Source organism: Paenibacillus dendritiformis, from assembly GCF_015845845.1.
Lineage (GTDB): Bacteria > Bacillota > Bacilli > Paenibacillales > Paenibacillaceae > Paenibacillus_B > Paenibacillus_B dendritiformis_C.
Map to the genome: position 1 here is coordinate 1 of NZ_LDIG01000061.1, position 13,527 is coordinate 13,527.

Annotated in this window: 10 protein-coding genes; 9 read left to right on the forward strand and 1 reads right to left on the reverse strand. The window is 56.8% G+C overall.

The features are described 5' to 3' along the window. Nucleotides 1-831: 831 nt before the first annotated feature. Entirely contained in the window at nt 832-1,845 is a 1,014-nt protein-coding gene (locus ABD76_RS02530; protein WP_197254018.1) for a LacI family DNA-binding transcriptional regulator, read from the reverse strand. Between the two features lie 394 nt (nt 1,846-2,239). Here ABD76_RS02530 and ABD76_RS02535 point away from each other — a divergent pair, with 394 nt between their 5' ends. The 9 genes from ABD76_RS02535 (at nt 2,240) to ABD76_RS02575 (ending at nt 13,458) form a co-directional block, all read left to right on the forward strand. Continuing rightward, nucleotides 2,240-3,553 (forward strand): ABC transporter substrate-binding protein, encoded by a 1,314-nt coding sequence (locus ABD76_RS02535; RefSeq protein WP_197254019.1) that lies wholly within the window; start codon nt 2,240-2,242, stop codon nt 3,551-3,553. A gap of 2 nt (nt 3,554-3,555) precedes the next feature. Beyond that, complete coding sequence (locus ABD76_RS02540) at nt 3,556-4,434, forward strand: carbohydrate ABC transporter permease (RefSeq protein WP_338125011.1); 879 nt, start codon at nt 3,556-3,558, stop codon at nt 4,432-4,434. After that, entirely contained in the window at nt 4,421-5,260 is an 840-nt protein-coding gene (locus ABD76_RS02545) for a carbohydrate ABC transporter permease (RefSeq protein ID WP_197254021.1), read from the forward strand. The genes ABD76_RS02540 and ABD76_RS02545 overlap by 14 nt, the downstream gene beginning before the upstream one ends. 35 nt (nt 5,261-5,295) lie before the next feature. Beyond that, complete coding sequence (locus ABD76_RS02550; protein ID WP_197254022.1) at nt 5,296-6,960, forward strand: alpha-glucosidase; 1,665 nt, start codon at nt 5,296-5,298, stop codon at nt 6,958-6,960. Beyond that, nucleotides 6,957-7,904 carry an MTP-1 family protein gene (locus tag ABD76_RS02555; RefSeq protein ID WP_197254023.1) on the forward strand — a complete coding sequence of 316 codons (948 nt, stop codon included), beginning with the start codon at nt 6,957-6,959 and terminating at the stop codon, nt 7,902-7,904. Before ABD76_RS02550 ends, ABD76_RS02555 begins: the two co-directional genes overlap by 4 nt. A 38-nt stretch (nt 7,905-7,942) precedes the next feature. Continuing rightward, nucleotides 7,943-9,010, forward strand: coding sequence for a BtaManbiosPhlase (locus ABD76_RS02560; RefSeq protein ID WP_197254025.1), 1,068 nt, complete (start codon nt 7,943-7,945; stop codon nt 9,008-9,010). 67 nt (nt 9,011-9,077) lie between these two features. Continuing rightward, the gene (locus ABD76_RS02565; RefSeq protein WP_197254027.1) at nt 9,078-11,642 is read left to right on the forward strand and encodes a beta-mannosidase; all 2,565 of its coding nucleotides are present in this window, start codon (nt 9,078-9,080) and stop codon (nt 11,640-11,642) included. Nucleotides 11,643-11,755: 113 nt separating this feature from the next. Beyond that, complete coding sequence (locus ABD76_RS02570; protein ID WP_197254029.1) at nt 11,756-12,766, forward strand: zinc-dependent alcohol dehydrogenase family protein; 1,011 nt, start codon at nt 11,756-11,758, stop codon at nt 12,764-12,766. 431 nt (nt 12,767-13,197) lie between these two features. Then, nucleotides 13,198-13,458, forward strand: coding sequence for an HPr family phosphocarrier protein (locus ABD76_RS02575; protein ID WP_143798249.1), 261 nt, complete (start codon nt 13,198-13,200; stop codon nt 13,456-13,458). The last annotated feature ends 69 nt before the right edge of the window (nt 13,459-13,527 follow it).

Below are 13,527 nucleotides of genomic sequence, written 5' to 3' on the forward strand. Positions count from 1 at the left end.
TAATTAAACTAACATTGGACTGTAATAAGTCGACATGGGATCTCCTTCAGTTGATTCGCATCTATGCGGAAAAACCATGGGAAAATTTGATCGCTGCACTCAACCGCAAGCCGACCCGAACATCTAGGGGACGACCAAAGCGAAATGGGAGACGTCCGAAAAAGGCAACGAAGTCGATGAAACCGAAACTGATTGTGAGGTAATGACAAACGAAAAATAATTTTACATATAATGGATAACGCGCAGGGTCTATTTCCAGCTCGACTTTTTTAGACTTAGCGCGGACATTGCAGATGTAAATATATATCATATATTGATGTTAATTGAAATTAGATTATGAACTAACCGCTCGATGCAACGCTAGTGCAAAAGTACATTATTTTGGTCGCCTTCTGCTTTATATCTCTTGCATTTGCTGAAAATCCTGCGTTTTTGCAGGAATTCCCGTGGTGAAGCAAACGTTAGAAGGGAAAACTGCGTTATTGCAGCTTTTTTCGGCAAGCCGAGCCGAGCTTTGAGAAACAGGGGGGTGTCCCACGGTAGCGAGAACTACTTATGGGACAGCCCCCTGGGTGCGCTTGGAGCGTTCGGGGCAGCTTCGGAAGCTTGCTGCAGGCCTTGAACGGCACCTTGAACAGGACCTCGGTCGGGATTAGGAGCGGGACGATGGGCTGGCGATACGCGAGGTGTCTCTTCACTAGGGCGCGGGCATGGGAAACGGGCTTGCGCTCCCGCTTCGCCCCACCCGAAGCGAATAGATAGAACAACCACCGTTGGAGTTATCTCTGACGGTGGTTGTTTGTTTTTATTCGGCCTAATGGGCTGCCATCCTTACTTCCGTGGCGGAGCCGTAGAGTCGCGTACGATAAGCTTGGTCGGCAGCAGCAGTTCGGTGAACGGCTCATCCTTATGCTCCATGCGCCAGAAGAGCTGCTCGACGGCTTTGCGGCCGAACAGGTTCAAATCGACGGCCATCGTGGTCGTCATCGGCGTGGCCAAGCGGGACAACTGCCCGTTATCGAAGCTGCATACCGAGACGTCGTCCGGCACCTGGAAACCTAGCTGGTGGAGCGTGGAATTGACGAGAAACCCGAGTCCGTCGTTCACGCAGAACCAGGCTGTCGGTTGAGCGCTCATCGCTTTCATCGTCTCCATGACATAGTCTGCCTGTTCAACGGCATCGGTCACGACCCATTCCGGATGGGCTTCTATTCCCATATCGCGGAGGGCAAGCCGGAATCCTTCCAGCCGTTCATAATAGCTCGGCGAGAAATCGATATTGCCGATATAACCGATGCGGCGGTGCCCCAAATCGCACAGGTGCCGAACGGCCTCATAGGCACTGAAGCGATTGTTCGTCAAGATGCAGTCCGCATGAATGGCCGGATGATGGTGATCTATGAGCACGGTCGGTATTCCGGTGCCGATCACCGCATTCGTAAAATCCGTGCTCAAATGGGACAGAATCAGAATCCCGTCCACGTCTTGATTCTCCAGAAAAGACGGCAGGGCCAGGTCAAGCTCCGATTCTTTGTTGATGGATTGGATGAGCAGGTGTTTGCCGCGTCTTCTCGTCTCTTGCTCCACACTCAAATAAATTTCCCCGAAAAAGCTTTTTTGCGCGAACGCGAAATCCGAGGCAATCAAGGCGATGTTGCCGGATGGCTCGGATGCTTTCTTTTTCCGTGCGGATGGGTAATTATATCCCATTTGTTTCGCTGTCTCGAGGACAAGGCGGCGCGTCTCTTCGCTTACTCCGTCCTTGCCCGAGAGGGCTTGCGATACAGAGTTTTTGGAAATATGAAGCCGATCTGCAATGTCCTGCATTGTCACTTTTGCTTTCATCAGCGACCAACACCTCCTTTCAAGCTTGCGTGCTCCCGTAGGCATATTTTGGAATAAGAACCAGTTGAATATTGCATACTACCCGAAGCGGAAATCTTATCCGCTCTGTAAATCGGTTTATATCGTAATTATGCCAGAAAAGATAGAATTACAAAACAACATTATAAAATAATAATAACGTTACATTCGAAAATAGTAAAGCTGTTCAAATTCGTGACGAAAAATGTCGAAGAATTGGGTTTTCGTGAAGAAACAGATTGACAACGAACGTATAATTGATTAATAATGTGATTACAAACGCTTTCAATGTGTTTAGTAATTTTATTTGTAACGTTACTAAATTAGTATTGTCATCTTAAGGTTCAGTCATGTCATTAGGAGGAGGGCTTTTTCCATGAAAAAGAAACTGTCAATTTTGCTCATTCTTACGATGGTCTTCTCGCTGTTGGCTGCTTGCGGCAAAGGGGAAGCGCCAAAGGAGTCGGCAGACGGGGTTACCACCATCGAATTTTGGGCGGCGCCGAATCCGCCGCAGCAAGCGTACTGGATGGAAATGGCCAAGGCATACGAGGCCGTAAATCCGAAGGTCAAAATCAATGTCAGCGCCATTAAAGAATCGCCTAGCTCGGAAGCGAGCATCCAGGCGGCGATTGCAGGCGGAAGCGCTCCGGCTATCTCGGAAAATATCAACCGCGGGTTCGCCGCGCAGCTGGCCAAGAGCCAGGCGCTCGTTCCGCTTAACACGCTGCCGCAATTCAATGATATCGTGTCGAGCCGGAATATGAGCAATACGCTCGAGCCCTGGAAGTTCGCTGACGGCAATCAATACGTCCTGCCGATCTACTCCAATCCGATGCTGTTCGGCTGGCGCATCGACATATTGAAGGAACTGGGTTATAACGAGCCGCCGAAGACTTACAGCGAAGTGCTGGATGTCGCCAAAAAGCTGAAAGCGAAATATCCGGATAAGTACGTATGGGGCAAGGGCGCGGATCTGGTTGACCCGACGGCATGGAAGCGCTGGTTCGACTTCTTCATGCTGTATAATGCCGCATCGGACGGCAACAAATTTATTGACGGCGACACGTTTGTCGGGGACGAGGCAGCCGGCGTGAAGATGCTGGAGTTCGTCGACAATCTGCGCAAGGAGAATGCGATTTTGGCGAAGAACGTAACCGATCCGTTCGAGTCGGGCATCGGCATCTTTACGGATCTTGGCCCGTGGACGTTCAACTACTGGGCAGAGAAATTCCCGGAAATGAAATTCAACGAGACGTACACGCTTTCGCTTCCTCCGGTGCCGGACGGAATGAATCCGGCCGAAGCCAAGACATTCTCCGACGCGAAGGGTCTCGTCATCTTCTCCAGCGTGCCGAAGGAACAGCAGGAGGCGGCAGCCGAGTTCATCAAGTGGGTGTACTCCGATGCGAAGAACGATGCGGCATGGTTCGAGAAGACGAACTTGCCTCCGGCGCGCGACGATTTGGCCGAACTGCCTGAATTCAAGGCTATCATGGAAAAATCGCCTGAGCTTGAATTGTTCGCGAAGTCCGTTCCGCTCGGAATTCCGGCGATTGACAATGCCCGCTACAACGAGCTGCAAACGCTGATCGGCCAAGAGGCGTTCAACAAAGTGGTCATGGGCGAAATCGATCCGAAGACGGGCTGGGACAACATGAAGAAGGCGATTGAAGGGGAACTTCAATAATGATAAATAAGAACAACAATCGGTTGGGCTGGTTATTTACCAGTCCCTACCTGATTTATTCGCTTATTTTCTTTTTGGGTCCGCTGATTTGGTCTTTCTTTCTCGCATTCACGAACTGGGACTTAATTGCCCCGGCCTATGACATCGTAGGGTTGAAGAACTTTATGAAGGCTCTGTCTTCGCCTGGCGTGCAGTCGGCCTTCTGGGTAACCTACAAGTTCATGCTGGTATTCGTGCCGCTCGTTACCATCATGTCGCTGGGCGTGGCGGTGCTGGTGCAGGGACTGCCGAAGTTCCGCAGCTTGTATCTGATCGGGTTTTTCCTGCCGTATCTGTCGTCCGGCGTCGTGGCATCGCTTATCGTGAAGGGCTTCCTCTCCTTCAACAGTCCGGTGAACGCCTTCCTCCGCGATACGTTCGGGCTGGATATCAACTGGCTCGGATCGCCGCTGTCGGCGCTGTGCATCGTGGCGCTGATCATCGCCTGGAAATTTACCGGCTACTATGCGCTTATTTTGACGTCCGGACTCGAGAGCATTGACAAGGAAGTATATGAGGCGGCGGCGATCGACGGCGTAACGGATCGCCAGCGCTTCTGGAAAATCACGCTTCCTCTGCTGTACCCTGCGTTGTATACGACGCTCATCCTGTCATTCGGCGTCACCTTCGGCATCTTTACGGAGGTCTACCAATTGACGGGCGGAGGGCCGAATTTCGCCACGAACACGTGGCAGATGGAGATTTACAACCAGGCGTTCAAAAACCTGCAGGCGGGGTATGCTTCCGCTATAGCGATCCTGGCGTCCGTTGTCACGTTCATTTCCATCTTCATCATCAAAAAATTGCTGGAAACGTGGGGTAAGCGAAATGGTTGGGTCTAAGCAAAACAACAAAGTCCGTTTGACGGTCCGGTATATCGTTGCGACGCTCCTGCTTCTGGTTATGGTCTACCCGTATTTGTACATGGTCTTGAACTCGTTCGCCGACTGGTCGGAGGTCGACCGTAAGCTCGTTCCGGCAAGCTTCTCCCTGAAATCGTACGAGTGGCTCTTTACCGGGGGGGAAGCGGGCATCCCTCGTCCATGGCTGAATGCGTTCCTGAACAGCATTGTCGTCTCGGTCGTGTCGACGGCGTTGATGATGCTCTTTGGCGTCATGGTCGCTTACGCCTTGTCGAAGCTGAATTTCAAGGGGCGGGATACGGTGAACAATTTCGTCCTGTTCCATATGTTCTTTCCGGCGGTAATTCTGCTCATCCCGAACTTCCTCGTGATTCAGAAGATCGGCTTGTACGATACGTACTGGGCAATGATTATTCCGAAGGCCGTCAGTCTGTGGGCGATCTTTATGTATACGAACTTTTTCAAGGCGATCCCGACGGTGTTCATCGAGGCGGCGAAGCTGGACGGGGCGTCCGATTTCAAAATTTTGTACCGCATCATGATGCCGATGTCGCGCTCGATTACGGCGGTTATCTTCCTGTTCCTGCTGATGGAGCGGTGGACGGAGCTGCTGTGGGACATGATCGTCGTGCGCAGCGACAATATGCTGACGCTGAACGTGCTCTTGTCGCAAATGTTCGGGCCTTACGGCGGCTATCCGGGTCCGCTGTACGCGGCATCGGTGCTGCTGACGCTTCCGATTATTATCATGTTCCTGGTGTTCGGCAAAAAGTTCAAGGAAGGCATGCAGTTCAGCCTCAAGTAAGGAAATCGCGAGGATAAGCAATGGGAGTGGAGAGAATGGAAGCACCGTGGTGGAAATCGGCCGTTTTCTATGAAATCTATATGCCGAGCTTCTGCGACGGCAATGGCGATGGCATCGGCGACTTCGCCGGCATGGCGTCGAAGCTGGATGAGCTGGCCGAGCTGGGCGTGAACGGCATCTGGCTGACGCCGTTCTATCCGTCGCCCAAGGTGGATAACGGCTACGATATCGCCGACTATACCGCCATCGATCCCGATTACGGCACGATGGAAGATTTCGAAGCGTTCATACGCGAAGCGCATGCCCGCGATATCCGGGTTATCGCCGATCTCGTGCTGAACCATACGTCGTCGGAGCATCCGTGGTTCCGGGAATCCCGGTCGTCGCGTTCGAATCCGAAGCGCGACTGGTACATCTGGAAGGACCCGGTGAACGGCGGGCCGCCGAACAATTGGGAGTCCTTCTTCGGCGGTCCGGCTTGGGAGTTCGATGAAGCGACCGGACAATATTACTATCATGCGTTCGCGAAGGAGCAGGTCGACTTGAACTGGACACATCCCGAAGTCCGCGCCGCGATGAAGAGTGTCATGGACTTCTGGCTGGATCGGGGCATTGACGGGTTCCGGCTCGATGTTATCAATTTTTTGAAAGTATCCGGGACCTTCCCCGACAACCCGTGCGATGCGGAGACGGGCGAGCAGCAGCATGTGCATGACAAGGATCAGGAAGGCATCCTGGATGCCATCGCGGAGCTGTCCGCCCACGCGCATGCACGGAAGGGGACGTTCATGGTCGGCGAGGTCGGCTCCGAGGATATGGATGTGCTGCGCCGCTATAGCGGGACGGGCTTGCTGGACGTCGTGTTCAACTTCAACCTCGGCAGCCAGGAGACGCTCTCGCTCGAACGCCTCTATGGCGAATTGAAGAAGATGGAGGAGGCGCATGCCCCCGGCCAGCTTCCGACGCTGTTCTTCAGCAGCCACGACATGCCGCGTCATATTTCCCGGTTCGGGGAAGGCGATCCCGTGCTGGAGGAGCGGCGGGCGAAGCTGATCGCCGCGCTGACGATCACCGCGAAGGGCGTGCCTTTCCTGTATTACGGCGAAGAGATTGGCATGCGCGACTTCGTGGCGGAGACGATCGAAGAGATGCGCGATGTGCAGGGGCTGACGGCTTACCGGCTCGCGCTGGCGGAAGGCTTGGAGCCGGAGGAGGCCCTGGAGAAGGCCTTGGCGAAGAGCCGGGACAAATCGCGGACGCCGATGCAGTGGACGGACGAGACCTATGGCGGCTTCTCGGATGCGGCCCCGTGGATCGGCATGGGCCCGCGGCATGACGTGCTGAATGTGCGGACGCAGCGGCGGGATCCGGATTCGCTCTATTCGTTCTACCGGCAGCTTATCGCGCTCCGGCATCGGCATCCGTCGCTGCACAGCGGCGATTATGCGCGGCTGGAACGTCGGGGCGATGTGCTCCTCTACGTGAAGCGGGCCGCCGGGGAAGCGGCGCTGGTCGCGCTGAACTTCGGGACGGAGCCGTTCGCTCTGTCTGTCGGAAGCCTGCTGGCTTGGCCGTTCCGCTTCGTCTTGTCCAGCCGCCGGGAGACGGACGTCGTCCATGAACCATTCCTCCTTGGTCCGCAGGAAGCGGCCATTTGGATCAGCGAGAACTCATCAGTGAAGGAGACGTGCCATACATGACAGAGAACCAAGGCAGCGCAATCCCATGCGCGTCGCTGCTGGAGCAATATATGACGCGTAGCCCGATGGCGGCGAACGCGGAGAAGTTGAAGTTTACCGGCGTCGGCAGCAAGGATGTATACAATATTACCGCTCCGTTCGAAGACGAGGGGGAGCCGGTTATCGCCGGACGCGTCGAATCGCGCGACAGCGAGCATTCCGAGGTCTATTTCTTCGTCGAACGGAACGGCGAATGGGCGCCGCGGGAAGGCGCGCCGACGTTCGAGCTGCAGGACCCGTTCCAGACCCGGATCGGAGGCGAGCTGGTGCTCGGCGGCGTGCAGATTTATCCGCACCCGACACAGGCGAACGCGCTGATGTGGCGCACGGTGTTCTACAAAGGGAAGCGCATCGCCGATCTGAAGCCGTTCTTTACCGGCCCGGACGGCATGAAGGATTTGCGGCTGGTCGAGCTTCTGGACGGAAGCATCGCCGTCTTTACCCGCCCGCAGGGAGAGAAGGGCGGCCGCGGCAAAATCGGATTTACCCGCGTGGAGCGGTTGGAGGACTTATCGATTGAGCTTATTGACAACGCTCCGCTGCTGGAAGGGCAATTCATCGACGAGGAATGGGGAGGCGCGAACGAAGCGCATCTGCTGAGCAACGGCCGCATCGGCGTGCTGGGACATATCGCGTGCTTCGATGAACAAGGCGGCCGCCATTATTATCCGATGGCGTTCGCGCTCGATCCGGCTACCGGCGAGCATACCGCCATCGAGCTCATCGCCGTGCGGGAACGCTTCCTTCCGGGCGCGGCGAAGCGTTCCGACCTCGCGGACGTCGTATTCAGCGGCGGTCTCGTGCGCAACGAGGACGCGACGGCGGTGCTCTATGCGGGCATAAGCGATGCGGAGGCGCATCGGCTGACGATTGCCGATCCGTTCCTGAAGTTCGAACAGGCATAATTCGCAGATACTATTTTACAGCTTAAGGAGTTTACAGCATGAATATTTATCGGTATGAAGAAAATCCGCTCATTACGCCAGCCGATGTCAAGCCGCATCGCCCCGACTTCGAGGTGATCGGCGCGTTCAATGCGGGCGTCGCGACATATAACGGCGAAGTGCTGCTGCTGCTCCGCGTAGCCGAGCGTCCGATCAGCACCGACCCGAACATCGTGAAGGCGCCCGTGTTCAACCCGGAGACGAAGGAGCTGGACATCATTGAGCTTCGCGCGGACGACGAACGTTACGATTTCTCCGATCCGCGGGTCATCCGCAACAAGTCGCAAAGCGCGACGTTCGAATATTTGACCTCCATCTCCTATATTCGCATTGCCCGCAGCAGGGATGGGCACCGCTTCACGGTAGATGAGGCGCCGTTCGTCTATCCGTCAACGGAATTGGAGACCTTCGGCATCGAGGATCCGCGCGTGACGCAGATCGGCGATACGTATTACATTTATTTCTCGGCCGTATCTCCGGTCGGCGTCGGGGAATCGATGGTCTCGACGAAGGATTTCGTGAATGTGACGCATCATGGCATGATTTTCAGCCCGGATAACAAGGATGTCCTCATTTTCCCGGAGAAAATCAACGGCAAATATTATGCGCTGCACCGCCCGACGACGAAAAGCATCGGCAATCCCGAAATCTGGATCGCCGAATCGGATAACTTGCTCTACTGGGGCAATCACCGGCATCTGCTTGGCTTGCGTCCGGGCATGTGGGACAGCGGGCGCATGGGCGGCGGAGCCGTGCCGTTCAAGACGGAGAAGGGCTGGCTCGAGCTGTACCATGGCGCGACGAAGGAGCACCGCTACTGTATGGGCGCCGTGCTGATGGACTTGAACGATCCGGGGAAGGTCATCGCCCGCTCCGAGCGGCCGGTGATGGAGCCGGAAGCGGATTACGAGAAAAACGGCTTCTTTGGGGATGTCGTCTTTTCTTGCGGCGCCATCGTGGAAGGCGATACGGTCAAGATGTACTATGGCGTAGCGGATACGTCGATGGCCTGCGCGGAGCTGAGCATCAAGGAAATTTTGGAGAGCTTGACCTATATCGATAACTAGAATGCAGGTAGAGACAGGGAGACGCCAAGGCCGGGAGGTCTTGGCGTCTTCTGGATAGGAGCGCGATATGAGACTGAACGAGAACTGGAAGCTGCGCGATTTCAATATTGGCGAGGCGCGCGATTTGGAGGTGGCATCCCCCGAGTATATCGATTATTTCTGGATGACGGCGAAGGTGCCGGGGGATGTGCATACGACGCTGATCGAGAAGGGCATTATCGAGGATCCGTTCTACGGGCATAACGATCAGAAATGCCGCTGGGTCGAGGAGAAGGTGTGGTGGTACCGGACGACGTTCCATTGGGACGGGCCGTTGGAGGACATGGAGCGGATGGAGCTTGTGTTTGAAGGGCTCGATACGTTCGCGACCGTGTATTTGAACGGGGTGGAATTGGGCTCGACGGACAATATGTTCATCCGCCATTCGTTCGAGGTGACGCGGGAGCTGAATAAGGGCAAGAACGTCCTCGCGGTCAAGCTGGATCCGGTTCACCTGCATGTGCAGAGCAAGATGCAATATTATTGGTCCGGCTTCAGCAAAAAAAGGATATGGACGCGCAAGGCGCAAAGCCATTTCGGCTGGGACTGGGGGCCGCGGCTCGTCTGCGCGGGAATCTGGAAGGATGTCCATCTCGTGAAGCGGAGCCGTGCGTATCTGGAGAATGTCTTCGCTCATACGGCGGAGGCGAAGGAAGACGAAGCGATGGTCGAGGTGGCGGTCGAGGCGCGGGCGTTCGACCGCAGCGAAGCCTGCATCGCGGAGGTGGCCCTGCTGGATGCCGAAGGCCGGCGGGTGGCGGGGGAGGCGTTCCCGCTTAATCGCAGCCTGGGCTTCGTGCAGGACGGCGCAATCTGTGCATATGGCTTCTCCGGCCGGGCCTGCCTCAGGGTGCCGAATCCGCGCCTCTGGTGGACGCATGATCTGGGCGAGCCGTACTTGTACAGGCTGGAAGTGACGCTTCGGAGCGGCGGCAAAGCGGTGGATGACTGGAATCAGCGCTTCGGCATCCGGACGCTGGAACTGATGCTGCATGACGAAGAAGGACAGGATGCGTTCATCTTCGTGCTCAACGGGGCGAAGCTGTTCGCCAAGGGCGCGAACTGGATTCCGATCGACAGCTTTATTGCGGCGGTGCCGGACGAGCGCTATTCGCGGTACATCCGGATGGCGCAGGAAGCCAATATGAACATGCTCCGCGTCTGGGGCGGCGGCATCTATGAGCGGGATATTTTTTACGAGGAGTGCGATCGGCTCGGGCTGCTGGTCTGGCAGGACTTCATGTTCGCCTGCGCTCTCTATCCGGACTATAACCGCAACTTCATGGATAATGTGCGGCGGGAGATCGAGCAGGTCGTCAAGCGGCTGCGCAGCCGGACCTGCCTCGCCCTCTGGTGCGGCAATAACGAGAACGACTGGCTGTATGAAGCGCTGCATTCGAGCGGGGACATCCCGCATCCGTTTTATGGGGAGAAAATTTATCACGAGCTGATGCCGGCCCTGCTGGAGACGCTCGATCCGACGCGCATGTTCTGGCCGAGCTCGCCCTACGGGGGCAATGATCACAATTCGCGCGAGGTGGGCGACACGCATAATTGGCAGGTCTGGCATGGCAACATCGAGCCGCGGGTCTTCGGCGAGCCGCAGGTTCAGGACTATAGCGCCGAAGGGCTGTCGTTCAAGAAATTCAAGGGCGACACGACGAAGTTCGCCAGCGAGTTCGGCATGCACGCCTCCTCGAACCGCTGCACGCTGCAGCGCAACATACCGGAGAGCCAATTCCGCTGGGGCAGCGACGAGATGATGTACCGCAACAAGGATATCCATCATCCGAAGGGCATCTTGCTGATGGAAGGCTATACCGGGGTGCCTTCGGATATGGAAGAGTACATCAATTTTTCGATGCTGACGCAGGCCGAAGGACTCAAATACGGCATCGAGCATTACCGCCGCCGCAAGCCGGATACGAGCGGCGCGTTGTTCTGGCAGTTGAATGACTGCTGGCCCGGCACGAGCTGGTCGGTCATCGACTATTACGGGCTGCCGAAGGCGGCGTATCATTACGCGCGGAAGTTCTATGCGCCGGTGCTACTGACGGCGGATCACGATCCGGGACAGGCGCTGCATCTGTGGGCGCTCAACGACCGGCTGGAGCCTTATGAAGATCAGGTCCGGCTGGCCGTGTACCGGATGGATGGAACGAAGCTGTATGAGCGCGACTATGAGGTATATCTGGAGCCGAATGGCAAAAGGGAGCTGGATGCGCTGTCCGAAGCGGAGCTGACGAACGGGGCGGATCCGGCGGAGGCGGTGTGCGTCATCTCGTCCGGAAGCGGCCTCGCGGAAGATAACTATGTCTACTTGCGCGACTATAAGGAGATGCGCTTCGAACCGGCCAACCTGCAGATCGTCGTGGATGAGGAGGCCGGCATCATCCGCATCGAGACCGACCGGGCGGCCCGCATGGTCAAGATCGAGCTGGATGAAGCGTGGATTGCGGCGAGCGATAACTTCTTCGATCTGCTGCCGGGGCGAACGAAGGAGATTCGGATCTCGCAGGCGGAAGGCAAGCCGATTCCGTGGGCGACGCTGCGCGTTACGGCCTTGAATTCGTCCGGCAGCCGTGAACGGTGAAGGGGGAGAGACGCGGGCTGCCGGGGAGCCATCTGCGATCAGATGGAGGATTAGTCGCGAGCGGCCGGGGGATAGAGAAGGAGAACAATCATACGGGAAAAGGGATGAGGAGCATGAAAGCGGCAGTTCTGCGCGGAACGAAAATGATGGAGGTAACGGAATGGGCCGAGCGCCTGCCCGGCCAGGACGAGGTGCGGCTGCGCGTCGTTTGCTGCGGCATTTGCGGCACAGACCAGCATATTTACCACGGCCATCCGGGATCGGCGGAGGTGAAGCCGCCGATTGTGCTTGGCCATGAGCTGGCCGGCATCGTCGACGCCGTGGGGGAGGCGGTCACGGATCTGCGCCCGGGCGACCGGGTGTCCGTCGACCCGAATATCTATTGCGGGGCATGCGAATATTGCCGCGGCGGCCGCGCTCACTTGTGCGATCGGCTGCAGGCCGTCGGCGTGACGAGGGACGGCGGAATGGGCGAATACTGCGTGGTGCCGGCGGCCAACTGCTACAAGCTGCCCGACCAGGTGAGCTGGGTGGAAGGGGCGATGGCCGAGCCGCTTGGCTGCGTGCTGCATGGATTCAAGAAGCTGGAGCTGCGGGCGAATCAGCATGTGCTGATTATCGGGGGCGGCTTCATCGGCCAGATGTTCCTGCAGCTCGCCGCGGCCGCGGGCGTCGCTCGCATTACCGTAAGCGAGCCGGCGGCGCACAAGCACAGATTATTGCGTGAGTTGGGCGCCGAAGCCGTCGTCTCGCCGCTGGATCCAGGCGCAGCGGATGAACTTCGCAGCACGGCCGATGTCGTGATCGAGTGCGCCGGCCGCCCGGAATCCGTCGAGCTGGCCTTGGGGGCGGCCCGCAAGGGCGGACAGGTTCTGCTCTTCGGCGTCGCTTCTCCGGAGGCGCGGGTCAGCCTGTCGCCATTCGAGGTGTTCAGCAGGGAACTGCGCATCATGGGCTCGTTCATCAATCCGTACACGCATGAAGAGGCGATCGCTTTGCTCGCGCAGCATATCGTATGTATCGAGCCGCTGATCAGCCATCGTTTCCGCATGGATGAACTGCCTGAAGTCATGGCGCGGTACGCCGAGCTGAAGGTCGCCAAAGCGGTCGTCATGGAGGAATAGGGGTAATTTTCAATAAATCGTCAATAATCGCTCCTGCCGTTTCCGTTTGTGTCAATTTGGTGACAGGGGCTGGCAACGCTTGCATCCCGTATTGGGTCGTGTTAAATTAAGCGTTGTCATTTACACTGCAAGCAGCGTGTTACTAGTACGACTAGGCATGAGCTAAGCGGCCGTTCACTGCGTGAACTGGCATGCTTTAGCTCATGCCTTTTTTTGTGCTGTGCAGACGACGCGGCAGGGATTCCCGTCATGGGTTCCAAGCCGTGCTGCGGCTGCTTTGCACGGTAAGGCATCACCAGCACATATTACGAGGAGGAAGGCATGTTTGGACTTGGCGCGAAGAAGAAAACGAAATTCTCATCATTCCCTCGTGCTCAGGCATGAATCGGGCTTGATGACTAAATAGGGGTGTAACGAAGAGGAGGCCAATCATGGAAAAGCAATTTACGATAAAAAATCCGCAAGGCGTGCATGCGCGTCCGGCGGGAGCCATTATGAAAAAAGCCGCCGAGTTCCCGGATTCGCAAGTGTCACTGGAGTTCAACGGCCGCAAAGTAAGCGCAAAAAGCATCACGGGCGTGTTGACGCTCGGCCTGAAGGCCGGCGACATCGTTACGGTGTCGGCGGAAGGCGGCCAAGCCGGGCAGGCGATTGATGCCGTGGGGGCGGTGCTGGAATCCGTTCTCGATTAATGCCCGGAACCGTCTCCAGGGCTCTTGGCGTAACTACGCTTGGTATTCGGGACCATGGCGCGGGGCGTT